This window comes from Intrasporangium mesophilum, assembly GCF_054783095.1.
Genome location: NZ_BAAGRF010000012.1, coordinates 72571 through 97287, shown reverse-complemented (window position 1 = coordinate 97287; position 24717 = coordinate 72571). Strand labels below are relative to the sequence as shown.

Here is a 24717-nt window from a genome sequence, read left to right as displayed (position 1 = left end):
AAGCGAGGCGCCAAGAACTCAGCCAGGCGCCAAGAGGTCAGTCGAACAACTGGCCGGAGGCCAGGGTGAGCCCGAGCTGCCCCACTCGCGCCGAGATCGTCTCCGGCGGGAGCTCGAAGTGCTCGACGAGCTCCTCGAGCTGCATCCCGGCGTCCGCCGCGTCGCGCAGCTCCTCGTCCTGCTCCTGGGTCCAGGCGTGGCCCGAGGTCACCGCGCTGCGCGACGAGGCCGCGACCGGGGGTGGGCCGGCAACGGGGCGAGGGTGTTCCGTGCCGTCTGCGTCGGTGCGAGCGCCCGACAGTGTCCGGAGCGCCGGCTCCTGCACCGGCAGCGGGTCGGGGGCCGTCGCGTCCAGCCGCGCGAGCGCGGCGAGGACGAGCTGCTTGTCTGTCGTGGGGTAGAACGGCGGGAGGGACCGCTGGAGGAACCCGGCATACCGTGCCGTCATCATCCGCGAGTCGAGGAAGGCCACGACGCCACGGTCGTCGGAGCGCCGCACGAGGCGCCCCGCCCCCTGGGCGAGGCGGAGGGCGGCGTGTGTCGCCGACACCGCCATGAACCCGTTGCCACCCATCCTTGCGATCGCCTGCGACCGCGCCGACGCGAGCGGGTCGTCGGGTCGCGGGAAGGGGATCCGGTCGATGATGACGAGCTGGCAGGCCGAGCCGGGCACGTCGACGCCTTGCCACAGCGTCAACGTCCCGAAGAGACAGGTCCCGGGGTCACGGGCGAAGTCCCGGACGAGGGTCGTGATCTGGTCCTCACCCTGGCAGAGCACCGGGATGTCGGGGCCGAACCGCGCCCTCATGATCTCGGCGGCGGTCTGGGCCGCGCGGGTCGACGAGAAGAGGCCGAGGGTCCGGCCGCCGGCGGCCCGGACGAGGTCCTCGATCTCGTCGAGGCTGTCGTCGCTGGCGCCGTCGCGGCCGGGTGCCGGCAGGTGAGCGGCGACGTAGGCGATGGCCTGCTTCGGGTAGTCGAACGGGCTGCCGACGTCGAGACCGCGCCAGCCGGGCGCCCCCTCACCCCGAAGGCCGATCGTGCCGGCGACGGAGTCGAACGTGCCACCGAGCTCGAGGGTCGCCGACGTCATCACGACGGTGCGGTCGGCGAAGATGCGGTCGCGGACCAGCATCGCGACGCTCATCGGCGCGACGTGCAGCACCGGGCCGCGCCGCTGGTCGCGCGACACCCAGACGACATCGAGCTCGCGATCCTCGAGGATCCGCTCGGCGTTCTCCTGGACCTCGTCGACGGCCGCACGCGCGACCTGCCGTGCGCCGTCGGTGTCCTCGCCGGGCGCCGGCTTGAGGTCGCTCTGGACGACGCGTGCCGTGTCGCGCACCCGGGCGAGCGCGAGCCCGAGCGAGTCCGGGACGCTGAGCAGGCGCCCCTCCTCGGCCGGCTCGAGGGCGGCTGCGAGCAGCTCGCCTGCCTCCTCGAGGGCCGCGGTGTTCTCCGACAGCCGGCCTGCCCGTTTGGCGGCGGTCGCCACCATCGAGCCGGTCAGCTCGTCGGTGATCGTCGCGGTCACGCGGTCGACGAGCTCGTGGGCCTCGTCGACGACGAGGAGGTCGTGCTCGGGGAGCATCTGGCGCCCCTCGAACGAGTCGATCGCCATGAACGAGTGGTTCGTCACGACGACGTCGACGTCCCTGGCGGCCTCCCGCGCCCGCTCGACGAAGCACTCGGTGACCAGCGGGCACTTGCCGCCGAGACACTCGTGCGCCGACACCGAGACCTGCCGCCAGGCGCGCTCGGACACCCCCGGCACCAGCTCGTCGCGGTCACCGGACTCGGTCGTCGACGCCCACTCGCGCAGGCGCACGACCTCCTGGCCGAGCCGTCCGACCGAGGTGTCGACCTGCCCGACCGACATGAGTGCGTCCTCCTCGTCGGGAAAGCCTCCGTCGAGCTTGTTGACACAGACGTAGTTGCGCCGCCCCTTGACGAGGGCGTAGGTCGGCCGGCGACCGAGCAGGGACCCGAGCGCGTCGGCGACCCTCGGCATGTCGCGGTCGACGATCTGGGCCTGCAGCGCGAGCGTCGCCGTGGACACGACGGCCGGGTGGCCCTTGTCGAACGCGTGCGCGACGGCCGGCACGAGGTACGCCAGCGACTTGCCGGTGCCGGTGCCGGCCTGCACGAGGAGGTGCTCGTCGGTCTCGATGGCCCCGGCCACCGCCCGCGCCATCTCGACCTGGCCCGGCCGCTCCACACCGCCCACCCCGGACACCGCGGCGTGCAGGAGGACGTCGAGTGGTGGTCGCTGGGCCATTGGCTCAGGGTATGCCGCAGGGCCGACCTCGTGTCGCCGCCATCCCCCGCCGTCGGCGGAGTCCGCCGAGCTGGCTCCCGTCGCCGGAAGGGGTGGCGAGATGCGGCTCGTGCCCGGACCGCGGCGGGCCCCTCCCGCCTCACGAGTCGAAGCCCGCCCCGCGGGTCACTCGCGTTCGACACGCCCCGGTTTGTCCGGCATACCGTCCCCGATGCCGACAATCCTTCGGCGTCCGAGTTGATCCGCCGGATTTCGAGGCGTTGTATCGGAGTATGAGCACACCCCTGCCCTCGGACCTCGCGATCGCGAGCGCGGCGACCCTGCGCCCCATCGCCGAGGTCGGCGCCCAGCTCGGCATCGCGTCCGAGCATCTCGAGCCCTACGGCCGTGACGTCGCGAAGATCGACCTCGCGGTCCTCGACGGGCCTGCCCCGCAGACCCGAGCCAGGTACGTCGTCGTGACCGCGGTGACCCCCACGCCCTTCGGTGAAGGCAAGACGACCACCTCGGTCGGCCTCGCCCAGGCCCTCGAACTGCTCGGGTCGCGTGCGGTCGTCACGTTGAGGCAGCCCTCGATGGGGCCAACTTTCGGGGTCAAGGGTGGTGCGGCCGGCGGGGGCTACAGCCAGGTGGTGCCGATGGAGCGCCTCAACCTGCACCTGACCGGCGACTTCCACGCCGTGACCGCTGCTCACAACCTGCTCGCAGCGATGATCGACAACCACCTGCACCACGGCAACGAGCTCGGCATCGACAGCCGCAACATCACGTGGCGACGAGTGCTCGACGTCAACGACCGCTCGTTGCGATCGATCGTCGTCGGGCTCGGCGCCCGGCAGGACGGCCTGACGCGGCAGACCGGCTTCGACATCACCGCCGCGAGCGAGGTCATGGTGATCCTGTCGCTGGCCACCTCGCTCGTCGACCTGCGTGAGCGGCTCGGGCGGATCGTCGTCGGCTACACGCACGAGGGCAAGGGAGTGACCGCGGACGACCTGAGGGCCGCGGGCGCGATGGCCGCGCTCCTGCGCGACGCGCTCAAGCCGAACCTCCTGCAGACGCTCGAAGGCGGTCCGGCGATCGTCCACTGCGGGCCCTTCGGCAACATCGCCACCGGCGCGTCGTCTGTCACCGCGGACCTCATCGGGATGCGAAGCGGCGACGTGGTCGTCACCGAGGCCGGTTTCGGCGCGGACATGGGCGCGGAGCGGTTCTTCGACGTCAAGTGCCGCGTGGGCGGGCTCCATCCCGACGCCGCCGTCATCGTCGCTACCGTTCGGGCGCTCAAGGCCCACTCGGGCCGCTGGAAGATCAGGGCGGGCCGGGACCTCCCGGACGGCATGCTCGACGAGAGCCCGGGCGACGTCGAGGCCGGGCTGGCGAACCTGCGAGCCCACATCGGCATCGTCGAACGCTTCGGCGTCACCCCCGTGGTCGCGATCAACGCCTTCCCCGGCGACCACGACTCCGAGCACGACGTGATCCGGCAGCTGTGCGACGAGCTAGAGGTGCGCTGCGCCGTGACCCGGCATGTCGCCGAGGGAGGCCGCGGTGCGACTGAGCTGGCCCGGCTCGTGCTCGAGGCCGCCGAGGCGCCGAGCACGTTCGACTTCCTCTACCCGCTGGACCTCCCGCTGGTGGACAAGATCGACCGGATCGCGCGCGAGATCTATGGTGCCGACGGGATCGACCTGTCCTCCGCCGCCGCGCGCGGCTTGCGGGACTACGAGCGGCTCGGCTTCGGTGAGCTGCCTGTCGTGATCGCCAAGACCCATCTGTCGATCTCGTCCGACCCGACCCTTCTCGGGGCGCCGACGGGGTGGCGTATGCCGGTGCGCGAGGTACGCGCCGCCGTGGGCGCCGGCTACATCTACGCGATCTGTGGTGACATGCGCACCATGCCGGGACTGCCGACCTCACCCAACGCGGAGCGCGTCGACATCGCCGAGGACGGCTCGATCACCGGTCTGTCCTGAGCGTACGAGACCAGCAGCTGGCCGCATACGTCCCACTTGTCGCCCCCAGGGCCTAGAGTCGGCGCTGCCGGAGCCGAACCCGGCATTGCCGACGAGCCACAGGGGACCCCTTGCGCAGAGCAGCGCCACGACCCGTCACAGACACGTCAACGTCTCGAGGGGCGCGTCAACGGACGCGACGCCACTCAACTGGATGGCGCCGACCCGCATGGGTACTCTTCGTCGTCACGAGCGCCATGCTGGGCGCGGCTCCCTCTGCACCCGCTGCGACGTCGACCGACCTGATCGCAAAGGTGGGGCTCAACACGCCCTACATCGGCACCTCGGTCGAGGGTCAGATCACGCCATCGCCGGGTGCGCCAACCGGGGTGGTCTATACATACGTCTGGTCGGACCAAATGGGCGAGCTGGCGCGGACATCGACCACGGCGACCGAGCAGACGCTAGCCGTTCGCGAGAAGGACTTCGGTCGTCGGATCGTGCTTACGGTGTCGGCTTCGGCTCCCGACGGCACCACCCAGACCAGCTCGTCGCCGGAGCGCCTCGTCGACTCGTGGAACGACGACGTCGTGTATGTCTACTACTCAGCGGACCTCCTGCGGTTCGAGTCAGCTCGCCTTCCGTCGACCTTCGCGGCCGACCTGGGGGATGTGACGGTGGACTACGTATGGCTCCGTTCGGGCGTTGCCGTCCCGGCCGACGCAGGAGCTGAACCCTGGACGCACCGCTGGGTGGCCGCCGACAACGGTCACACGCTGAGCGCGAGGCGAGTGGCCCGGCAAGCCAGCACGGCTGTCACTTCCACCAAGGACACCAGGCCGACACCTGTCATCGGTCGATACGACACGGGCGCAACGCTCATCGGTACACCGCATCCCTTTGAGGGACTGGCATTCACCCGCCGTGACGTCGCCTATCCACCGCTCTCAGCCGGGGCGACGCCCCAGGTGACCGTGAGCTGGTATCGCGACGGCAGACCCACGGGGTTCACGGGCGACCGTTACGTCGTGACCAGCCTCGACCAGGGGCACGAGCTATCGGCACACCCTCAGCTCTCCCTCACCGGGACACCGTTTCCCTACTCCGTGTGGCCGATGTCGGTGTCCGTCGGCGTGATCCCGGGGCGCCAGTTCTCATACTCGCTTGAGGCGGCCGTGACGGTCGACCGACTCCGGGACGTGCTCTGGAGCCCGACCCCGGGCACCATGCGACGGATCCGCGCGAACCCGCGTCCAGGCACGATCGGCCTGGGCTCCGGAGTGCCGCTAGGTTCGGGGTGGGACGTCCTCACGGCATTCGCCTCCGGAGCTGATGTCAGTGGCGACGGCGTGGCAGACCTCATCGCGAGACGCAGGGACGGCGCGCTGCTGCTGTACCGGTCGACCACCCGGGGCGTGCTGCAGGCTCCGACGGTGATTGGGACCGGCTGGAACGGCATGAACCTCATCCTGACCGCGGGCGACGTGGACTGGGACGGGAACGGCGATGTGGTCGCGCGTCGGGCCTCCGATGGCGCACTCCTCCTGTACCGCGGGACCCTGACCGGACGACTGGAGGCGGGCCGGGTCATCGGCACGGGTTTCCGGCGCGCCCTGACCCTCGTCGCCAACGATGACCGAAACGGTGACGGCCGGGTCGACCTGCTGGCCACCTGGCCGGACGGCACCATGACCTCGTATGCCGCTCGTGTGGGTGGCAGCTTGGCCACTGGAGTCCGCGTCGGGTCCGGCTGGGCCTCCATGGCCCGACTCCTCGACGGAGGCGACGCGAACCGCGACGGCATTGCCGACATCTATGCCCTCGACCGCTCGGGCAACCTGTGGATCTACCCGGGCAACGGCCGGGGAGGGTTCAAGCCGCGCATGCTGGCCAACGCTGGCTATCCGCTCACGCCGCGCATCTACTGACACGGCAAGTCCCGGATCCGCTTCTCCTCGGCGGCATTTCGCCCTGTGCGGGCCGCATAACCTCGGACTAACCAGGGCGTCAGCGGAGCGGACCGCCGTCGACGCGACGGGCCATCGACACGTCGTCGCGGTAGTCGGTCTCGCTGAGCTTGAGGCCGCGCGGGACCCGACCGACCTCGGTCCAGCCCGCCGCGCCGTAGAAATCACCGAGGCCGAGCCCGTCGCGGTACTCCAGACAGAGCAGCTCCACCCAGGGCAGCTCACGCCGGGCGATGCCGACCATGCCGCCGAGCAGGATGCGCCCGAGGTTGCGACCCTGCTGCTGCGGGTCGACCATAAGCCGCTTGAGGCCGGCGAGATGGGCATAGGGGAAGCCCCGCGAGTGCTCCCAGAACCCGAGACCGTGCAGCGACCCGTCCGGGTCGCGCAAGATACACAGCATGGCTGTCCCCGCGCGAAGGTCGCGCACATGCACCTCGAGCGCCGAGCGGACGGCCTCCCGCGACGCCCCTGGAAGGAAGCCGACGGAGCCGCCGGAGTCGTTGACCCGGACCCACAGGTCGACTACCTCGTCGGCCAGCGCCTCGTTCACCTGGTCGGCAGCAACGACGCTCACGGTCGGTGCCTCGAACAGGATCATGGGCTTGGCGTCCGATGGGTCGTCGCGGCTCACCCGCGTGCCGACCCCGACCAGCCCAGCGGACCGGGCCGTGGCCAACGATGCAGCGTTGACGTCGTCGACCATCGCGGTGACCGCGACGTCGGGCCGGTGCTCGACCGCCCACGCGACCAGAGCCCGTGAGATCTCCCGACCGAGGCCGGTGCCGAGCTGGTCGTGAGTCAGCCGGTAGTACAGGTTGAAGAACTCGTCGTCGGAGTCCTTGTGGCGCAAGCCAGCCCACCCGACAATGGCACCGGACTCGCGGTCGACCACGGCGGCATACCCGACCCCGACGGTCTCCCAGTCGTCGAGATCGGCGGCAAGCCGCTCACGGCACCGGCCGGGTGACGGCATCGTGTGCGGCGCGTGCGCGTAGGTGCGCGGGTCGCTGTGGATGCGGACGTACTCGTCGAGATCGTCGGCGCGCGGCCGGCGCAGCACCAGGCGTCGAGTCGTGATCCAGGCCGCGCCGGGGACTGACGGGACCTCTGTCAATGGGCCTGGCGCTCGGGAGCGCGGGTCTCACACGCCGCCTGCGGGGCGCCGTCACAGCAGGGCTCGATGTAGCGACACTGCGGGCAGCGGTTGTGCGCCTGCTCGGCATACATCTGCGTGCCGCAGTAGGGACACGGGATCTCGAGGGCCATACGAGCCATCCTCGCCGACGCCACCGACAGCGGTGCACCAACCCGCCGCGACGGCCTCACTGGATCGGTCGCGAGCGAGTTTCGTCCGAATCTCCCCAGATGTCGGTGCCACCGGATACATTCTCCGCGCCGACCCGTCCATGGAGCCGACCGTGGACCGGCATCGACAACAGGGGATCTCGTGACCTCTCGAGCCATGCCTCGACGACGCCTGCCTCGACTACTCCCGCACCGACCACGCGTGCGCCGGCTCGCAGCCGGCGTCCTCGCGCTCGGGATGTCCGTTCCCGCCGTGGCCGCGACGGGCGCCCAGGCCGTTGACGCCGACCTGATCGCGTCGGTCTCGATCGGGAACCCGGTGATCTCCCAGCTGCTCCGTGGCACGGTCGTCCCGACCGCCGGGGCGACCACGGGCGTCACGTACAACTATGAGTGGTCCACGAACGGCATCGCGGTCCAGACGTTCACGACGCCGTCGACCGAGACCGGGCTCACCATGCAATGGGAGGACTTCGGCGCCCGTTTGGACCTCAAGGTGACTGCAACCAGAGCGGACGGTGCCACCGAGACGGTCATCGCCCCGACGAGCCAACCCGCGGTCAACTTCCCCGTCAGCGCTGTGGCCTTCGACGCGGAGACGAACCGGTTCACCCTGGCCGAGCCCCGGCTGAGCCCGATAGTCCCAGCCACCATGGGTGGTGTCTCTGCGACGTACACCTGGCTGCGTGACGGGGTCCCGCTCGCCGGCGATCCCGACCTCCCGTGGGTGCACACCCGGGTCGAGGCGGACACCGGCCACACCCTGGCGGTCCGCCTCGACCTGGCGCAGCCAGGGACCGCGACGCAGCGCTCGGTCACGTCAGACAGCACCCAGAAGGTCGGCGTGGCACAGATCACGCTGGTGCTGAACGGGACAGCCACCTCAGGACAGACCCTCACCGTCGACCCACAGTTCGTCGACGCATTCCCGCCGGTCGACATGTTCGATGCCAGGCTGGACTGCGACTTCCAGTGGTACCGAAACGGCGTGGCGCTGACGGGCGAGACCGACTGGCAGCACGGCGTCCACACCATGGAGCGCGGAACGGTCCTGCAGGCCAGATCGGTCTGCCGGATCCCGGGCTACCTCCCGGTGACGTCCTGGTCGCGGAAGCTGACGATTGCAGGCGTTCCGGCACTGGTGTCGTTCCTCGGCAACGACGCCTTACGCGATGTGGCCATCCTCGAGCCGCCCAGGCTCCAGCAGCTCTGGCTGGTCAGGGCGTCGAGCACGGGCCGCTACCCGGCCGGGTCGCTGCAGGGCTTCAACAACTTTGACATGTCCGGTCTCACGTCGCTGGGACTCGGTGGCGACCTGGACGACGACGGCCGCGAGGACCTTGTCGGCAGGGACCAGGCCGGAGTCCTCTGGGCGTACACCGCGGGCGACCGCAGGTTCAAGCTCGGATCGGGCTGGAACGGCATGGACCTCATCGTGACGGGAAGCGATGTGACCACGGACCGGGTGGCCGACGTGTACGCCCGACGTCACTCCGACGGCGCCCTCCTGTTCTACCCGGGCCGCGCCCGGCTGGGGCTGGCGTCGGGACGCGTCGTCACCACCGGCCTTCGCACCGCGGTGCGCATCGTCTCCGTTGGTGACGCGAACGGGGACGGCATCTCTGACCTGCACGCCACCTTCCCCAACGGCGACCTGTACTTCTACCCCGGCCGCATCGACGGCGGCCTGGGAGCCCGGGTGCGGGTGGGCACGGGCTGGTCGGGGATGACCACCTTGCTGGCCGCGCGCGACCTCAACCGCGACGGCAAGGCCGACCTGCTCGCCCGTGACGCGAAGGGAAACCTGTGGCTCTACCCGGGCAACGGCCGCGGGGGCTTCACGTCGCGGGTGCTGACCAACTCCGGCAACCCGCTCCCCGCGAAGGTGTACTGATGAGCGCCTCTACCCGCCTGCTGACCGGCGCGCTCGCCGTCGTCGGCCTCGCCACGACGGTCGCACTCGCCCCCGTCGCGCACTCTGCCGAGCCCGACCCGCTCATGGCTTCGGTCGTGCTCCCGGAGAGCCCGAGCCTCGACATGACGCTCGGGGTGCTCGTGACCCCGTCCGACGGCGCTCCGACCGGGGTCCGGTATGCGACGACCTGGAGCGCCAACGGGGTCCAGGTCGCCACGACCACTGGACTTGCTCTGGGCGTCAGGTACTTCGGCTCCTCCGTCACCGCGACGGTCACGGCCACGGCACCGGACGGACGCACCCAGAGCCTGACCACCGCACCCACCGAGCCACTCACGCGCTTCGGCGCCGACACAGTCCTTCGTTCGACGAACACCGCGGTCAGCATCGAGTCAGGGTGGAGCGGCCGGGCGGGGACCTACACGGCACTCGCCGGACAGGTCACGATCACCCAGTCGTGGCTGTCTGACGGCACGACGCTCGCTGCGGGCGAGGGCGCAGCCCCCCGCACCCACGAGTTCTCCGACGCCGATCGCGGCCACCGGCTGACGCACCGTTTCGAGGCGGTCCAGCCCGCCACAGGCCTCACCTATCGCCGAGACACTGGCCCGACCCCCGTCGTCGGCAGCATCAGCGGAAGCGTGGCGCTGCACGCGGTACCGCAGGTGCTGGTGGGCGCGCGCCTCGACTGGATGGTCGGCCCGCTCAGCTACTACCCGCCCCGGACGGACTACAGCTATCCGGACATGACGGCGTCGTGGACTCGCGACGGGCGTGTCGTCCCGTGGCCGTCGAACTACGGAAAGGCGATCACGTCCAACGAGGCCGGCAGCGTGGTGGGCGTGCGTGTGACCGTGACGAGGCCCGGGTACACAGGGACTTTCGACGCGCAGCTGCCGCGCGTACCGGGCACGCCGTACACCGACACGCAAAGTGGCTACGGCCTGCGCGAGCTCTACCGCCGCCTCGCCAACGGACAGCTCGAGGAGCTTCGCTGGAATCAGTCGGCCACCGGCAAGTACCTGTCGGGTTCCATCGTCGGGTCGGGCTGGGGTGGGATGACGGCGCTTGCCACTGGTGGCGACCTGACCAATGACGGCCAGATGGACATCCTCGCTCGCGACTCGACGGGCACCCTGTGGACGTACTCACGCGGCTGGATGACCGAGCGCCCGCGCGTCAAGCTAGGCGTCGGCTGGAACAGCATGAACCTCTTCGTCCTCGGCGGCGACTACGACGGCGACCGCTTCGGCGACCTCCTCGCCCGCCGCTCCAGCGACGGCGCCCTCCTGCTCTATCGCGGCACGGGGGCCGGCACCGTCAGGTCCGGCACCCTTGTCACCACCGGGCTCAAGGACGCGAAGGCGCTGGTCAGCGTCGGTGACGCCAACGGCGACGGCCGCTCGGACTTGCACGCGACCTTCGCCAACGGCGACCTGTACTTCTACGCAGGCCGCGGCGACGGCACCTTCAAGCCGGGCGTGCGAGTCGGCACCTCGTGGCAGGGCATGAGACGCATCCTCAGCGGCGGCGACTGGAACGGCGACGGACGAGAGGACCTCTTCGCCCTCGACGGGAGCAACCGTCTGTGGGTGTATCGCGGACTCGGCAACGGGGCGTTCGGCTCCCGGACGGAGATCAGCTATCACACGCCCTTCGGCCCGTCGATCTTCTGAGCCGCATCGCGACGAAACCCCTTGAGCCGAAAGGCGTCCCGCCAGCAGGCGGGACGCCTTTCTTTGTTCTGTACGCCGAGCAGGCCCGGCGGCGGGCGTTCAGCTCGCGACGACCGCGTATGCCGCGAGGTCGGCCTCTATCCCGGGTGTGACCTTGGCGCGGACGCGAGTGCCCTCCGCCACGTGCTCGCTCTCGAGGAGCTCGCCCTCCTCGTGGATGCGGGAGATGAGGTCGCCACGGTGGTACGGCACAAGCGCCTCGACCTCGATGTCGGGCTTCGGCAGCTCGCGCGCGATCACCTCGAGCAGCTGGTCGATGCCTTCTCCGGTGCGGGCGGAGACGGTCACGCAGTGCTTCTCATGACGGCGCAGCCGGTCGATGACATCGGGGTCGGCGATGTCGGCCTTGTTGACGACGATCAGCTCCTTGATGCGGTCGCCGCCCACCTCGGCCAGCACCTCGCGGACCGCACTGATCTGGCCCTCGGGGTCGGGATGTGACCCGTCGACAACATGCAGCAGCAGGTCTGCGTCGGCCACCTCCTCCAGGGTCGAGCGGAACGCCTCGACGAGCTGGTGCGGCAGGCTTCGCACGAAGCCGACCGTGTCGGCCAGCGTGTAGACCCGGCCGTCCTCGGTCTCGGTCCGCCGCACGGTCGGGTCCAGCGTGGCGAAGAGCTGGTTCTGGACCAGGACCCCGGCACCGGTCAGCCGGTTGAGCAGCGAGCTCTTGCCAGCGTTGGTGTAGCCGGCGATCGCGACCGACGGGACGCCGCCCTCTCGCCGCGAGTTGCGGCGGGTGTCCCGGCTCGTCTTCATGTGCTTGATGTCGCGGCGCAGCTTGGCGATGCGGGTGTTGATCCGTCGCCGGTCGAGCTCGATCTTGGTCTCACCGGGGCCACGCGAGCCGATGCCCTCACCGCCGGCCACCCGGCCACCGGCCTGTCGGGACATCGAGTCACCCCAGCCACGAAGTCGCGGCAGGAGGTACTGCAGCTGCGCGAGCTCCACCTGGGCTCGGCCTTCCCGGCTCTTCGCGTGCTGGGCGAAGATGTCGAGGATCAGCGCGGTGCGGTCGATGACCTTGACCTTGACGACGTCCTCGAGGGCGCGACGCTGGCTCGGGGCGAGCTCGCCGTCGCAGATGACGGTATCGGCGCCCTCGGCGACGACGATGTCGCGCAGCTCGAGCGCCTTGCCCTTGCCGAGGTAGGTGGCAGGGTCGGGCCGCTGCCGTCGCTGGATGACGCCCTCGAGGACCGTCGAGCCCGCCGTCTCGGCGAGCGCGGCGAGCTCACGGATGGAGTTCTCGGCGTCCTCTGCAGTGCCCTCGGTCCAGACAGCGGCCAGCACCACGCGCTCGAGGCGCAGCTGCCGGTACTCGACCTCGGTGATGTCCTCGAGCTCGGTCGACAGTCCGCCGACGCGCCGGAGCGCTGCGCGCTCCTCGCGGTCCAGCTGTTCGCCGTCGTAGAGGGGGTATGCCGTCTCATCGAGCTCGCTGAGCTCGTCGGCCAGGGCGTCGGCCCGGGTCGCGAACAGATCGTTCGCGCGGCTGTGGTTGTTCGTGTGGTTCGAAGTCATGTTCTCCCTATGGTCCCATCTCAGCAACGCCGCGAGCCACCCGTTTGTGCCCAGCCCGCCGGCATACCTGCCGTCGAGTGAGCGCCCCACCCCACGCGTGACAGGTGTGACAGGGCGCTCACTCGACTCAGCAACACACCCGGATGGAGCCGGCGCTCTGCGCCGGATCGACAGCTCGCCACGGTTGCAACTACGGGGAGCTAGCGATTTCCGGGTGTGTTGCGGGGTCCAGGCGTCAGGGGTGGCGGCGGGTCGTCGATACGGTTGCGGGTGATGAGCGAGCACCCCGACCACTACTTCAGCGCGGAGCCGGCGACTCCGCAGGAGCGCCGCACGATCACCGTGTCTCTCGACGGCGTCCCGCTCAGCCTGACGACGGCTCGGGGCGTCTACTCGCCCGACCGGCTCGACCCGGGCACGGCGATCCTGCTCGCGGGCGTCCCAGACCCCAGCCCGACCGGCCAGCTGCTCGACATCGGCTGTGGTTGGGGACCGATCTCGATCGTCCTCGCGCGACGCTCGCCCCTCGCCCACGTGTGGGGCGTCGACGTGAACCGCCGGTCCCTGGACCTGGCACGAGTCAATGCCGCGGCGGCAGGCGTGGCCAACGCGACGTTCAGCGAGCCGGACGAGGTCCCGGACGATGTCCGGTTCGACACGATCTGGTCGAACCCACCCATCCACGTGGGCAAGCCAGCACTGCATGCGATTCTCGAGCGGTGGCTCCCCAGACTCACCGACGAGGGCGTGGCCTATCTCGTCGTGCAGAAGCACCTCGGGTCGGACTCGCTGCAGAAGTGGCTCAACGCCCAGGACTGGGGGCTCGCGTGCACTCGGCTGTCGTCCGCCAAGGCCTTCCGGATCCTCGAGGTGCGCCGCGCCTGACCCATCGCGGCGCAGCGACTCCCAGGACCCAGATGGACACCTAGAGCGGGAAGTCGCCGTCTGCCACGAGGGCCGCAGGCCCGGCCAGCTCGACCCGCTGTCCCGGCAACGGGGTCACGGTGAGACGGCCACCCGGGACGTCGACCGTCCACGGCGAGTCGTCCTCGAGTCCGGACCAGAAGCGCGTGGCGAGGGCCGCGGCGGCGGCACCGGTGCCGCACGACCGGGTCTCCCCCACGCCGCGCTCGTACACCCGCATCATGATGTGACCCGGTCCCACGGCGCGGACGAACTCGACATTGGCCCCCGCGGGCGGGCTCGGGTGGAGCTCGGGCGCCTCGGTCAGGTCGAGCGCGTCGAGGCCGATGCCCTCGGGGAGCATGACCACAGCGTGCGGGTTGCCCAGATCGAGCGAGAGCGCCGGCACTGGCTTGCCGTGCCGCGGGCGCACCATGACGTCGAACCCGTCGCGCTTGGCCCCCGCCTCGTCGACGAGGCGCCACGGGCCGAGGTCCACGGCATACCCGTGCTCCGTGACCCGAACGGTCTTGACCCCACCTCGGGTGGCGATCGTGAACTGCCTGCCGAAGGCGAGCCCTTCCCGCCGGAGATACTCGGCGAAGACGCGACTGCCGTTGCCGCACATCTCCGCCAGCGACCCGTCAGCGTTGCGGTAGTCCATGAACCACTCAGCCTCCGGGGCAAGCGACCGCACCGCCTCGTCAGCGGCCAGCCGCGTGCGGACGACCCGGATCACCCCATCGGCGCCAAGGCCCGCGTGGCGGTCCGTGATGCGCTGCACCTGGGCCGGCGTGAGCTCGAGTGTGCCCTCGAGGTCGGGGACGAGGACGAAGTCGTTCTCCGTGCCGTGTCCCTTGGTGAAGCGCGTCATGTCACCCATTCTCCGGTATGCCGTCTGGTTGGTTCGTGGTGCCCGCCTGCCGGACGACAGCCAGGGCCTCGTCGACCAGGTCTGCCGAATCCGCTTGCAGCCACACGACTCTCGGGTCTGCGCGGAACCACGACTCCTGCCGGCGAGCGTATCGGCGGGTTGCCTGTGCGGTGTCCATGCGCGCCTGGTCCTCCGTCAGTGCACCGTCGATGACCGCGATCGCCTGGCTATAGCCGATCGCGCGGCTCGCGGTGAACCCGTCGCGCAGCCCTCGTTGTAGCAGCAGCTGCGTCTCGTCACGCAATCCGGCCTCCCACATGTGATCGACCCGCCGCGCGATCCGCTCGTCCAGCGTGGTGCGGTCGAGCCGCAAGCCGAGCAGGACGGCCGCCGAGACCAGCTCCCGGCTGGGCATCGAGGCGCTGAAAGGCCGGCCGGTCAGCTCCACGACCTCGAGCGCTCGAACTACCCGTCGCACATTGCTCGCCGGGATCTGTTCTGCCGCAACGGGATCGAGCCGGCTCAGGCTCGCATGAAGCGCATCGGCGCCGGACGTCGCCGCGCGTGCCTCTAGCCGGCGCCTGACCTCTGGGTCGGTCGGCGGGATCTGCAGCCGGTCCAGCGCGGCCCGCACATAGAGCCCTGAGCCACCGACGAGGACCGGCCGTCTGCCCCGGGCCCGGATCGCGTCGAAATCGGCTCGCGAGGCGGACTGGTACGCCGCGACGCTCGCCTCGTCCGCGACGTCGAGGACGTCGAGCTGATGGTGCGGGATGCCACGCCGTGCCGCGAGGGGAAGCTTCGCGGTGCCGATGTCCATTCCGCGGTAGAGCTGCATGGCGTCCGCGTTGACGATCTCACCGTCGAGATGCCTCGCCAGCTCCAGGGCGAGGTCCGACTTGCCCGTCGCCGTCGCACCGACGACAGCGACGATCGGAGCCGGATCGGTCACCCGACGAGCTCGTGCTCGTCGGTGTCCTCGTCGTGCCCGAACGGGTCCTGGTCGACGCCCGGGTGCCAGGCGTTGCCGGCCTTGCCCCATCCGTTGCGCCGGATCGCCTTGCGCGCCTTCTTGCCCTGACGCTCGTCCAGGCGGTCGACGTAGAGGGTGCCGTTGAGATGGTCGTACTCGTGCTGCATGCACCGGGCGAACCAGCCGGTCGCGTCGAACTCGACCCGGTTGCCGTCCACATCGACGCCCACGACGTGCGCGCGCTCGGCGCGCTTGAGCGGGTACGACTCCCCCGGCACCGACAGGCACCCCTCGGTGTCCTCGTGGGGATCGGGCCGATCCTGTGGGACCTTCGAGGTCGAGACGGTCGGGTTGATGATGTGCCCGGACTCGGGCACACCGTCCTCGTTGGGCATCTTCCAGACGAAGACACGAAGGCCGACCCCGATCTGCGGGGCGGCGAGGCCCACGCCGTTGGCGGCGATGTTGGTCTCGTGCATGTCGTTAACGAGAGTCCGCAGGTCGTCGTCGAAGGTCGCCACGAGCGCCGCGGAACGGTGCAGGACCGGCTCACCGGTGATCACGATAGGGCGGACAGTCATGCGCCAAGTCAAGCACGCCGGTCGAGTGGCCGCTCCGTCCCACCCGTGCCGAGGTACGGCTCCTTACGCTGTGGCCCATGGGACGGAGCGGCCACTCGACGGAGCTGGGGCGCAGGCGGCCGCTGGGGCCGCCGCGCGCACCGGCGCGCCGATCGTCGGCATCCCGAGGCTCACGGCCGGCTTGCCGGTGCCGTTCGGAACGGCCTGCAGCGCAGCCCAGGCATCGCCACCGGGAGTGCGCCGGACGGCATACGTGCCCCCGCTCAGCGCGGCGTCGGCGACAAGGTGGTGCGGCGCTCCATAGGTGACGCCGACCGTGACCATGTCCCCGGGGCGCGGCGTGTCGGCGCCTTCTGGGACCGCGAAGTGCACGAGCCGGTTGTCGCGGGCACGGCCCGACATCCGGCGGGTCTCGGCGTCCTTGCGACCCTCGGACGGCGCGACGAGGACCTCGACCTCGCGGCCCTCGATCCGTCGGTTCTCGGCCCAGCTGACCTCCTCCTGTACGGCGATCAGGCGGTCGAAACGCTCCTGGACGACCTCCTTGGGCACCTGGCCATCCATGGTGGCCGCTGGTGTGCCGGGGCGAACGGAGTACTGGAAGGTGAAGGCGCTGGAGAAGCGGGCCTGGCGCACCACGTCGAGCGTGCCCTGGAAGTCGGCCTCGGTCTCACCGGGGAACCCGACGATGACGTCGGTCGTGATGGCCGCGTCGGGGATGTGCTCTCGGACGGTGTCGAGGATGCGCAGGAACTTGGCGCTGCGGTAGGAGCGACGCATGTCGCGCAGCACCTTGTCCGAGCCGGACTGAAGCGGCATGTGCAGGCTCGGCATGACGTTGGGCGTCTCGGCCATGGCCAGGATGACGTCGTCGGTGAAGGCCGCCGGATGTGGGCTGGTGAACCGGACCCGCTCCAGGCCGTCGATCTCGCCGCAGGCGCGCAGCAGCTTTCCGAAGGCGAGACGGTCGCCGAACTCGACGCCGTACGTGTTGACGTTCTGGCCCAGCAGCGTGACCTCGACGACCCCCTGCGCGACGAGTGCCTCGATCTCGGCGAGGATCTCGCCGGGACGTCGGTCCTGCTCCTTGCCGCGCAGGCTCGGGACGATGCAGAAGGTGCACGTGTTGTTGCACCCGACCGAGATCGACACCCAGCCGCTATAGGCCGAGTCGCGCCGGGTCGGCAGCGTCGACGGGAAGACCTCGAGGCTCTCCTTGATCTCGACCTCGGCGCGCTTGTTGTGGCGGGCCCGGTCGAGCAGTGCCGGAAGCGAGCCGATGTTGTGCGTGCCGAAGACGACATCGACCCAGGGCGCGCGCTCGACGATGGCCCCGCGGTCCTTCTGCGCCATGCACCCGCCGACCGCGATCTGCAGGTCGGGGTTGCGCAGCTTGGCCGGACGGAGCTGGCCGAGGTTGCCGTAGAGCTTGTTGTCGGCGTTCTCACGGACCGCGCAGGTGTTGAACACGACGACGTCGGCGACCTCGGGCCGCTGGCCCGCGGGCAGGCTCGCGAGGTCGACGTAGCCTGCGGTCTCGAGCAGGCCAGCGAGGCGCTCGCTGTCGTGGACGTTCATCTGGCACCCGTGGGTGCGCACGTCATAGGTCTTCGGCATCGTCCTTCTCCGTCGTGTGGCCCGTCCAGGGTACGGCGTCCCGCCCACCGACCCTCGCCGCGCGCGATGGCGCGCGCCGTTGCAGAGTGGGTACGACACCCGGAGCGGTCTGGGCCAGCGCTGACCCGCGACGTTGCCGACCGTCTGCCGGTGCCCGGACTGAGGGCCGGATCGGCCCGGGAATAAGCGGACCGCGGTCCGGGTTTGCATCGTTGCTTGACAGTTCAACGAGTCTAGTGCAGAATATCGTTGAAGTTTCAATCATCTACTCCTAAGGAAACTCATCATCATGGGACTGTTCAACCGCACCGCTGAGGCCGTCGAGGCCACCTCCGTCGCCGTCGACGACATCTCCGGCGACTACACGATCGACCAGAGCCACTCGCGCATCGGCTTCTCGGCTCGCCACGCGATGGTCACGAAGGTCCGCGGCCACTTCGACGAGTTCGAGGGCACTGCCCACGTCGACACGGCCAACCCGGCCAACTCCTCGGTCTCGGTCAGCATCAACGCCGCGAGCGTCACGACCGGCAACGAGCAGCGCGACGGGCACCTCAAGACCCCCGACTTCTTCGACATCGCGAACTACTCGACGATCACCTTCGTCTCGACGAACGTCGAGCGTGACGGCTCCGAGTGGGCGATCACGGGCGATCTCACCATCAACGGCGTGACCAAGTCCGTCACGGTGCCGTTCGAGGAGACTGGCTCGGCCAAGGACCCGTTCGGCAACACGCGCGTGGGCTTCGAGGGTGGCATCACGATCGACCGCACCGAGTGGAACCTCAAGTTCAACGCTTCGCTGGAGACCGGCGGCGTGCTGGTCAGCGAGAAGGTCAAGCTGGAGCTCGACGTCTCGGCGATCGCCGTGGTTCCGTCCCAGGCCTGAGCGAGAGCCGCAGGCACACCAGCTGAACCCCGAGGGGGCGAGGACCGAATGGTCCCCGCCCCCTCGTCGTCGCATCGTCTCGAGACGCTCCACCGGCTCCCTCCCGACCCGTGCGTGCACGGCGCGATCGCGGCTACCTCGCCGGTCGCCGCAACCACTTCGGGCGCAGCCGGTCAGTCCCGCTGGTGCTCGGGCAGCCCGTCGATGGCGTCACGGATGACCGGCCAGGCGGTCTCCCCCGAATACCCTTTGCGCGCAAGCATTCCCGCCAGGCGTCTCGCCTGCACGTCGGGAGCGACACCGGACATCGTGCGCAGTCGCTTGGCAACGAGCTCCTCGGCTCGCGCACGCTCGTCCTGCGGACCGACGGCGGCCAGCGCATCGTCGGCGATGTCGCCGTCGATCCCCTGCTTACGCAGCTCGTGGGCCAGCGCCGTTCGGGCCAGGCCCTTGCCGGCCTGCTTCGAGCGGACGAGCAGCTCCGCGTAGGCCTCGTCGTCGACGAGCCCCACCTCGGTCATCCGGTCGAGGACGCGATGGGCGACCTCGTCATCGCAGCCGCGCTGTCGCAGCTTCCTCTCGAGCTGCGCCCGGCTGCGCGGAGCCAGGCTCAGCTGGCGCAGCACGATCGCCCGGGCGACGGACTCGGGGTCCGCCTTGGGCGCCTCGGACTCCAGGTCGTCCGGAGGCGGGGTCCACGCCGGCCTAGGGGGCGTCGGCCTAGGGGGCGCCGGCCGGGCCGTGTCGTTGGTGGGCGATGCTTGGCCACCGCCGGCCCGCACCCCGACGACGCCCTCCGCTTTCGCGAGGGCACGCGCGGCGCGGGCCAGCCGGTCGCTCTGCTCCGAGCCGGCCATCGTCAGAAGTCGACGGGCACGTCCGCGACCTCAGCGGGCTGGTCGACGCGCGGCCCGACGCCGAGCTTCTCCTTCACCTTCTTCTCGATCTCGTCGGCGAGGTCAGGGTTGTCCTTGAGGAAGTTGCGGGCGTTCTCCTTGCCCTGGCCCAGCTGGTCGCCGTCGTAGGTGTACCAGGCGCCGGCCTTGCGCACGAAGCCGTGCTCGACGCCCATGTCGATGAGGCCGCCTTCGCGCGAGATGCCCTGGCCGTAGAGGATGTCGAACTCCGCCTGCTTGAACGGCGGGGACACCTTGTTCTTGACGACCTTGACCCGCGTGCGGTTGCCGACGGGCTCGGTGCCGTCCTTGAGCGTCTCGATGCGCCGCACGTCGAGGCGGACCGAGGCGTAGAACTTCAGCGCCTTGCCACCTGTCGTCGTCTCCGGCGACCCGAACATGACGCCGATCTTCTCGCGGAGCTGGTTGATGAAGATCGCGGTCGTGCCGGTGTTGTTGAGTGCACCGGTGAGCTTGCGCAGGGCCTGGCTCATGAGGCGGGCCTGGAGTCCCACATGGCTGTCGCCCATCTCGCCCTCGATCTCGGCGCGGGGCACCAGCGCCGCCACGGAGTCGATGACGATGATGTCGAGCGCGCCCGAGCGGATCAGCATGTCGGCGATCTCGAGGGCCTGCTCACCGGTGTCCGGCTGGGACACCAGCAGCGCGTCGGTGTCCACGCCGAGCTTCTTCGCATACTCCGGGTCGAGCGCGTGCTCGGCGTCGATGAACGCCGCGATACCGCCACCCTTCTGTGCGTTCGCCACGGCGTGCAGCGCGACCGTCGTCTTACCGGATGACTCCGGCCCGTAGATCTCGACGATGCGTCCTCGGGGAAGCCCGCCGATGCCGAGCGCCACATCGAGTGCGATCGACCCCGTCGGGATCACCTCGATCGGCGGCCTGATGTCGTCACCGAGACGCATCACAGCACCTTTGCCGTAGCTCTTCTCGATCTGCCCCATCACCGAGGAGAGAGCCTTGTCCTTGTCCTTGTCCTGCACCGATGCCATGAGTGGCCACCTATCTGCCGTCTGCTCTGCGGTCGTCTACCTGCGACCCGGACGACTCGTCGATATCGCGATCCGTTGTCGGGTCAGACGTTAGGTGCCGGCGCCGACATCGGGTTGGAGCCACGAGACGGCCTGTGGATGATGCGTTCTCGGCGCAGCACCTGTGGAGAACACTACCGAACACGTGTTCGAAGTCGACCGCGACACGCCGTCGCTCAGACCGGTCCCTGCTGTCCGCCTGGTGCCCCGGGCGCGACGCGGTCGTCGCGGCCGAGCCGGCGCTCCGGCGGGACGTCCATGTCGTCGCAGAGGGCCTCCCACACCTGACGCGGTGGCACCCCGTCCGCCAGCGCCTGCACCACGGTCCGGTTGTCGAGCGCGCCGATCACATGATCGCGCGCGAGCGACCCGGCATACGCCGGCCCGAACTCGTCGTCCATCAGCGTCCAGAAGTGGCTCATCCGCACTATGAATGCTCCTGACCTGCGCAGACACAAGGACTCGTCAGTCTCGGTCCGTCTCGCCCAGCGAGCGTCCCATCGACCCGATCACCTTACGCGCCATCGCTCGCGGCAACGACGCGAGCCGGCCCGTCGGCCGCAGAGGTGAGAGTCGCCGGCCTCCCGAGCCACTCGCGTCAGCCGGCGCATCACCCGATCCCCGGCCGGAGGTTCGCCTCTCCCAGCCTTTCCTCCACGAAGGCATGAGGAGAGACGAACCCCCAAGCGGGAAGGACAGACCTGACGTACCTTCCAGTGACAAAGACGGCCCAACCCGCCGTTCGTGACGCAGGTGTGCCGGTCGGCCGCGACTTCCAGGTGGCGCACGTCCGCTCTGCCACGCGGGCACCGATCTGGGCCTCGGCGACCCCCCGCCCCGAAACTGCGTCACGACCACCCGCGCCGGCGCCGGCTGGAGCCGACGAGAGCGCCGACAAGCGCACCCGTCCCGTTGGCGAGCACGTCGCCGACCGAAGCGACGCGCAGCCCCGGGAGGGCGAGCGCCTGGACGGCCTCGGCTCCGCTGCTGATGAGCAGGCCGACGAGTGTGATGGTCCACCACGGGCGCCGGATGAGCAGTGCAGCCAGGCAGGCCGGCACGAAGAATGCTGCGACGTTGACGAGGACGCTCCACAGGTCGGGGGTGAACCACGGCTGGCGACCGGTGTGCGCCCAAAGCCAGACCCACGTCTCGATCTGGAGTCTCCTCAGGTCGGTTCCGCGCGGCCAGAGCAGGACCCCGAGAAGGAGGACTACGACGGCCCCGAGCAGGACGACGATCCCGCGACCGCGGGAACGACGGGATCCCGGTGCCGAACGCCCGCTGGACAAAGCGCACCCCTCCGATCACGGGCCCGCCCTCGGAGGCCCCATGAAACTGGGACGCGTCAATGGCTCGACCGTGACGCGGGCCCCTGCAGCGTCGTCGCGGGCAACTGGTACTCGTGCGGGATGTGCAGCTGTCCCAGGGTTCGGGGACCCGGACGGGCCCGTTCTGGCGCTGAGCGTGCAGCGCACGGGCCGTCCGGATCCCCTCGACGGCCGGCGGGTGATGGTTGGGGGTCTCCGACCGTCTGTCTCATGAGACGAACCAGACCGACATCCGTGACCCAGGCCCCGATCAGCGTGCCGCCGCGGCCCGTCGCCCGGCGATGCTCAGCCCGATCGCCGAGCGGTGTGACACGACGACCTCGATGGTGCGTCTCGTGGACGAGGGCACAACGAGCCCCACGGCCTGCACGGAAGGAACCTGCGCGTGACGATCGGAAGAATTGCCGCGACTGCGACGACTGTGGTCTTCGCCGCCGTCACCCTGGTCCTCGGGTATGGCGCGATGCGCGCTCACGGCGAGCGGGTCGCGGTGATGTCCAAGGCCGACCGCGCCCTGAGCATCGGTGACGCGCACGGGCACAAAGGGGCGACCACCCACGCCCTGCTGCTGCGCCGGCAGGTCCGCGTCGCCTGGCTCGCCACAGCCGCGTCGATGGTCGTCATGATCACCGCAGCGGTCATGGCCACACAGGGCTAGCCTCGCCCTCGCCCGAAACCTGGCGTCGCGTCTCGCGCCGTCGGGCGAGGCACTCGCTCTGCAGATCAGACCGGATCGGAAAATAGCTCATCCGGTCGGCATGAGTCTGTCACCGTGGGGGGAACCGCCCCTCGCGCCTTTGTCGTCGGATTGTCACCGTGCCGGTCGCCGTTCGCGCCGGCCCAATCGGTACAGTCCTGCAGGCCTCGCCATGGCCGAACCAGGGCGCAACGGGACGCATCCGGCACCACAGCATGCCGGTGCGCCCACTCCATAGAGCCACCTACAGCGCGGCCACACGCCAGCGAACAGCCATCGCACGACCCACGAAAGCAGGGGAGCAGCTCATGACCGAACCCACCGACGGGCAACCAGCGGGCACCTCGCCCGACCGCAGCCCCGACAGCAGCCCCGACAGCAGCCCGGACACCAGCCCGGACAGCACTTCGGGCAACACCGCCGACAACACGGCCGACAACACCGCCGACAACACCGCTCTGGAGAACGCTGCGTCGACGCCGCTCGCGAGCGACGCGACCCAGGCGATCCCGAGCGCCGAGACCACGGCGATGCCGCAGTACTCCTACCCGCAGAGCGTCACCGGGCCGAGTGCGGAGCTCGCGGGCACCGCAGCTGAGGGCTCGGCGGCCGGGGGTCCCACCCCGTATGCCGCTGGCGCCTCCTCGGCCTACGCGTCGGGCGTCGAGCTGGCTGACGAGCCTCAGGAAGGCGGAGGCGGTGGGCGCAAGCGGACCGGCCTGCTCGTGGGCGGTCTCGCTGCGGCGCTCCTGCTCGGCGGGGCGGGCGTCTTCGCGGCGCAGCAGCTCAGCGGCGGCGGCTCGCAGCCGGCGGACGTCCTGCCGGGCGACGCATTCGGCTACGTCCGCCTGGACATCGACCCGTCCGCGGGCCAGAAGATCGCCGCGGTCCGCTTCCTCAGCAAGCTCCCCCAGGTCAAGGACACGCTCGGCGCCGACGACCCGCGCAAGAAGCTGTGGGAGCTCGCGGCCAAGGACTCGGGCGACGACTGCATCTCGAAGCTCAGCTATGACTCCGACATCGCCCCATGGCTCGGCGACCGCGTCGGCGCTGCCATCCGCCCGGGCGGCTCTGAGGACAAGCCGAACGTCGCGGTGGCCATCCAGGTCAAGGACGAGGACCGCGCCAAGGACGCGCTGACCCGGATCTTGGCCTGCGACAAGAACGGCGACTCCGAGCTCCGGATGAAGGACGGCTACGCGATCGTCACCCCTGCAGGTGTCGGCGACGCCACACTGGCGGCCGTCGCCAAGGGCACGCTCGCACAGAACACCACGTTCAAGAACGACATGGCCGCCCTTGGCGAGCAGGGCGTCCTGTCGGCGTGGTTCGACCTGGGCTCAGGGCTGAAAGAGATCAAGAACCTGTCCGCTCTCGGTACGCCCGTGGCCGCGGACGCCAAGGGACGTCTCGCCGCCGCGCTGAGGTTCGACCCCGACTATGTCGAGCTCGCAGGCATCGTCCGGGGCGCGACGGGTGCGACGTCCGTGCCCGGCAACGGCGCCGAGCTGGCCAACCTGCCCGACGACACCGCGGCTGCGCTGCACGTGTCCGGAGCCGACAAGACCATCGACACCGTGTGGCCGCAGATCGAGCAGCAGCTGCAGACCCTGGGCCGGGCCGAGGGGGAGGATGACATCCTGGGCCAGATCGAGCAGGGGCTCGGCGTCACGCTTCCGGACGACCTCAAGGTCCTGCTCGGCAGCTCGTTCACGCTTGCCGTCCCGCAGCAGGACTTCAGCAAGGACGCTCCGGTCGTCGGCGGCAAGATCGTCACGAGCAACCCGAAGCGGGCCGAGGACCTCCTCGACAAGCTCGATCAGCTCGCGGGCGGCGGCCTGGTGACCCACTCGGCCGACGGCAACAAGATCTATGTCGCGACCCAGCCCGACTACGCCGCAAAGCTGAAGGCGGGCGGCAAGCTGGGCGACTCCGACGCGTTCAAGGCGGCACTCGGCGATGTCAGCACCTCCAACGTCGCCATGTTCGTCGACCTCGACAAGCTCGAGAAGCTCTACCTCGGCGACGTCGACGCCGACCAGAAAGCCTTCGTCGAGTCCCTGCGTGCCGTCGGTCTCAACGCCACGACGACCGGCAGCGGCGACGCGTCCTTCTCGCTGCGAGTCGTCGGCAACTGACCGCAGCACCGCTTCAACAGCAACACACCGAGCAGTCGGCAACCCTGACGGTAATTTCCATCAGGGTTTGCCGCTGCTCGGTG

20 protein-coding genes are annotated in these 24717 nt (G+C 69.9%); 8 read left to right on the top strand and 12 right to left on the bottom strand.

What is annotated here, in order from left to right:
- Window positions 1-37 precede the first annotated feature (37 nt).
- On the bottom strand, window positions 38-2278 hold the full coding sequence (locus tag ACYVLP_RS11150) for an ATP-dependent DNA helicase (RefSeq protein WP_460627415.1): 2241 nt from the start codon (window positions 2276-2278) through the stop codon (window positions 38-40).
- A 272-nt stretch (window positions 2279-2550) separates the two neighbouring features.
- On the opposite strand from ACYVLP_RS11150, the gene ACYVLP_RS11145 reads away from it, so the two are divergent.
- Together ACYVLP_RS11145 and ACYVLP_RS11140 are read left to right on the top strand one after the other, a co-directional pair.
- A complete protein-coding gene (locus ACYVLP_RS11145; RefSeq protein ID WP_460627414.1) occupies window positions 2551-4254 on the top strand; it encodes a formate--tetrahydrofolate ligase in 1704 nt (567 codons plus the stop codon).
- A 236-nt stretch (window positions 4255-4490) separates the two neighbouring features.
- Window positions 4491-6161 (top strand): FG-GAP repeat domain-containing protein, encoded by a 1671-nt coding sequence (locus tag ACYVLP_RS11140; RefSeq protein WP_460627413.1) that lies wholly within the window; start codon window positions 4491-4493, stop codon window positions 6159-6161.
- 79 nt (window positions 6162-6240) lie between these two features.
- Here the strand turns inward: ACYVLP_RS11140 and ACYVLP_RS11135 are convergent, their stop codons facing one another.
- Window positions 6241-7317 (bottom strand): GNAT family N-acetyltransferase, encoded by a 1077-nt coding sequence (locus ACYVLP_RS11135; protein ID WP_460627412.1) that lies wholly within the window; start codon window positions 7315-7317, stop codon window positions 6241-6243.
- Window positions 7314-7469 carry a hypothetical protein gene (locus ACYVLP_RS11130; RefSeq protein ID WP_460627411.1) on the bottom strand — a complete coding sequence of 52 codons (156 nt, stop codon included), beginning with the start codon at window positions 7467-7469 and terminating at the stop codon, window positions 7314-7316. The genes ACYVLP_RS11135 and ACYVLP_RS11130 overlap by 4 nt, the downstream gene beginning before the upstream one ends.
- 241 nt (window positions 7470-7710) lie before the next feature.
- Here ACYVLP_RS11130 and ACYVLP_RS11125 point away from each other — a divergent pair, with 241 nt between their 5' ends.
- Both ACYVLP_RS11125 and ACYVLP_RS11120 read left to right on the top strand, forming a co-directional pair.
- Entirely contained in the window at window positions 7711-9402 is a 1692-nt protein-coding gene (locus ACYVLP_RS11125) for an FG-GAP repeat domain-containing protein (RefSeq protein ID WP_460627410.1), read from the top strand.
- Window positions 9402-11099, top strand: a complete 1698-nt coding sequence (locus tag ACYVLP_RS11120; RefSeq protein WP_460627409.1) for an FG-GAP repeat domain-containing protein — start codon at window positions 9402-9404, stop codon at window positions 11097-11099. Before ACYVLP_RS11125 ends, ACYVLP_RS11120 begins: the two co-directional genes overlap by 1 nt.
- Window positions 11100-11198: 99 nt before the next feature.
- Here ACYVLP_RS11120 and hflX read toward each other — a convergent pair whose 3' ends face one another.
- Window positions 11199-12683 (bottom strand): GTPase HflX, encoded by a 1485-nt coding sequence (hflX, locus tag ACYVLP_RS11115; protein ID WP_460627408.1) that lies wholly within the window; start codon window positions 12681-12683, stop codon window positions 11199-11201.
- A gap of 273 nt (window positions 12684-12956) precedes the next feature.
- On the opposite strand from hflX, the gene ACYVLP_RS11110 reads away from it, so the two are divergent.
- Window positions 12957-13568 (top strand): class I SAM-dependent methyltransferase, encoded by a 612-nt coding sequence (locus ACYVLP_RS11110; RefSeq protein ID WP_460627407.1) that lies wholly within the window; start codon window positions 12957-12959, stop codon window positions 13566-13568.
- A gap of 40 nt (window positions 13569-13608) precedes the next feature.
- On the opposite strand, the gene dapF is transcribed toward ACYVLP_RS11110, so the two are convergent.
- The 4 genes from dapF to miaB form a co-directional block, all read right to left on the bottom strand.
- A complete protein-coding gene (gene dapF, locus ACYVLP_RS11105; protein WP_460627406.1) occupies window positions 13609-14460 on the bottom strand; it encodes a diaminopimelate epimerase in 852 nt (283 codons plus the stop codon).
- A gap of 1 nt (window position 14461) precedes the next feature.
- Window positions 14462-15412 carry a tRNA (adenosine(37)-N6)-dimethylallyltransferase MiaA gene (miaA, locus tag ACYVLP_RS11100; RefSeq protein WP_460627405.1) on the bottom strand — a complete coding sequence of 317 codons (951 nt, stop codon included), beginning with the start codon at window positions 15410-15412 and terminating at the stop codon, window positions 14462-14464.
- Entirely contained in the window at window positions 15409-16014 is a 606-nt protein-coding gene (gene def / locus ACYVLP_RS11095; protein WP_460627404.1) for a peptide deformylase, read from the bottom strand. Before def ends, miaA begins: the two co-directional genes overlap by 4 nt.
- A 63-nt stretch (window positions 16015-16077) precedes the next feature.
- Window positions 16078-17631: a tRNA (N6-isopentenyl adenosine(37)-C2)-methylthiotransferase MiaB gene (miaB, locus tag ACYVLP_RS11090; RefSeq protein WP_460627403.1), complete on the bottom strand. Its 1554-nt coding sequence runs from the start codon at window positions 17629-17631 to the stop codon at window positions 16078-16080.
- Window positions 17632-17920: 289 nt separating this feature from the next.
- On the opposite strand from miaB, the gene ACYVLP_RS11085 reads away from it, so the two are divergent.
- Window positions 17921-18520 carry a YceI family protein gene (locus tag ACYVLP_RS11085; protein WP_460627402.1) on the top strand — a complete coding sequence of 200 codons (600 nt, stop codon included), beginning with the start codon at window positions 17921-17923 and terminating at the stop codon, window positions 18518-18520.
- Between the two features lie 173 nt (window positions 18521-18693).
- Here ACYVLP_RS11085 and ACYVLP_RS11080 read toward each other — a convergent pair whose 3' ends face one another.
- From ACYVLP_RS11080 to ACYVLP_RS11065, 4 genes are all read right to left on the bottom strand, one after another.
- Window positions 18694-19377, bottom strand: a complete 684-nt coding sequence (locus ACYVLP_RS11080) for a regulatory protein RecX (protein WP_460627401.1) — start codon at window positions 19375-19377, stop codon at window positions 18694-18696.
- 2 nt (window positions 19378-19379) lie between these two features.
- Window positions 19380-20429, bottom strand: coding sequence for a recombinase RecA (gene recA / locus ACYVLP_RS11075; protein ID WP_460627400.1), 1050 nt, complete (start codon window positions 20427-20429; stop codon window positions 19380-19382).
- Between the two features lie 215 nt (window positions 20430-20644).
- Window positions 20645-20896, bottom strand: a complete 252-nt coding sequence (locus ACYVLP_RS11070) for a DUF3046 domain-containing protein (RefSeq protein WP_460627399.1) — start codon at window positions 20894-20896, stop codon at window positions 20645-20647.
- Between the two features lie 420 nt (window positions 20897-21316).
- Window positions 21317-21760 carry a VanZ family protein gene (locus tag ACYVLP_RS11065; protein WP_460627398.1) on the bottom strand — a complete coding sequence of 148 codons (444 nt, stop codon included), beginning with the start codon at window positions 21758-21760 and terminating at the stop codon, window positions 21317-21319.
- A gap of 424 nt (window positions 21761-22184) precedes the next feature.
- On the opposite strand from ACYVLP_RS11065, the gene ACYVLP_RS11060 reads away from it, so the two are divergent.
- Together ACYVLP_RS11060 and ACYVLP_RS11055 are read left to right on the top strand one after the other, a co-directional pair.
- Window positions 22185-22457 carry a hypothetical protein gene (locus ACYVLP_RS11060; RefSeq protein ID WP_460627397.1) on the top strand — a complete coding sequence of 91 codons (273 nt, stop codon included), beginning with the start codon at window positions 22185-22187 and terminating at the stop codon, window positions 22455-22457.
- A gap of 347 nt (window positions 22458-22804) precedes the next feature.
- Window positions 22805-24634 (top strand): DUF3352 domain-containing protein, encoded by a 1830-nt coding sequence (locus ACYVLP_RS11055; protein ID WP_460627396.1) that lies wholly within the window; start codon window positions 22805-22807, stop codon window positions 24632-24634.
- The last annotated feature ends 83 nt before the right edge of the window (window positions 24635-24717 follow it).

Bases quoted from the DNA above. Each gene is read 5' to 3' on its own strand.
- ACYVLP_RS11150 (WP_460627415.1), bottom strand. From the start codon at position 2,278: ATGGCCCAGCGACCACCACTCGACGTCCTCCTGCACGCCGCGGTGTCC.
- ACYVLP_RS11145 (WP_460627414.1), top strand. From the start codon at position 2,551: ATGAGCACACCCCTGCCCTCGGACCTCGCGATCGCGAGCGCGGCGACC.
- ACYVLP_RS11140 (WP_460627413.1), top strand. From the start codon at position 4,491: ATGCTGGGCGCGGCTCCCTCTGCACCCGCTGCGACGTCGACCGACCTG.
- ACYVLP_RS11130 (WP_460627411.1), bottom strand. From the start codon at position 7,469: ATGGCCCTCGAGATCCCGTGTCCCTACTGCGGCACGCAGATGTATGCC.
- ACYVLP_RS11120 (WP_460627409.1), top strand. From the start codon at position 9,402: ATGAGCGCCTCTACCCGCCTGCTGACCGGCGCGCTCGCCGTCGTCGGC.
- hflX (WP_460627408.1), bottom strand. From the start codon at position 12,683: ATGACTTCGAACCACACGAACAACCACAGCCGCGCGAACGATCTGTTC.
- ACYVLP_RS11110 (WP_460627407.1), top strand. From the start codon at position 12,957: ATGAGCGAGCACCCCGACCACTACTTCAGCGCGGAGCCGGCGACTCCG.
- dapF (WP_460627406.1), bottom strand. From the start codon at position 14,460: ATGACGCGCTTCACCAAGGGACACGGCACGGAGAACGACTTCGTCCTC.
- def (WP_460627404.1), bottom strand. From the start codon at position 16,014: ATGACTGTCCGCCCTATCGTGATCACCGGTGAGCCGGTCCTGCACCGT.
- miaB (WP_460627403.1), bottom strand. From the start codon at position 17,631: ATGCCGAAGACCTATGACGTGCGCACCCACGGGTGCCAGATGAACGTC.
- ACYVLP_RS11085 (WP_460627402.1), top strand. From the start codon at position 17,921: ATGGGACTGTTCAACCGCACCGCTGAGGCCGTCGAGGCCACCTCCGTC.
- ACYVLP_RS11080 (WP_460627401.1), bottom strand. From the start codon at position 19,377: ATGGCCGGCTCGGAGCAGAGCGACCGGCTGGCCCGCGCCGCGCGTGCC.
- recA (WP_460627400.1), bottom strand. From the start codon at position 20,429: ATGGCATCGGTGCAGGACAAGGACAAGGACAAGGCTCTCTCCTCGGTG.
- ACYVLP_RS11055 (WP_460627396.1), top strand. From the start codon at position 22,805: ATGACCGAACCCACCGACGGGCAACCAGCGGGCACCTCGCCCGACCGC.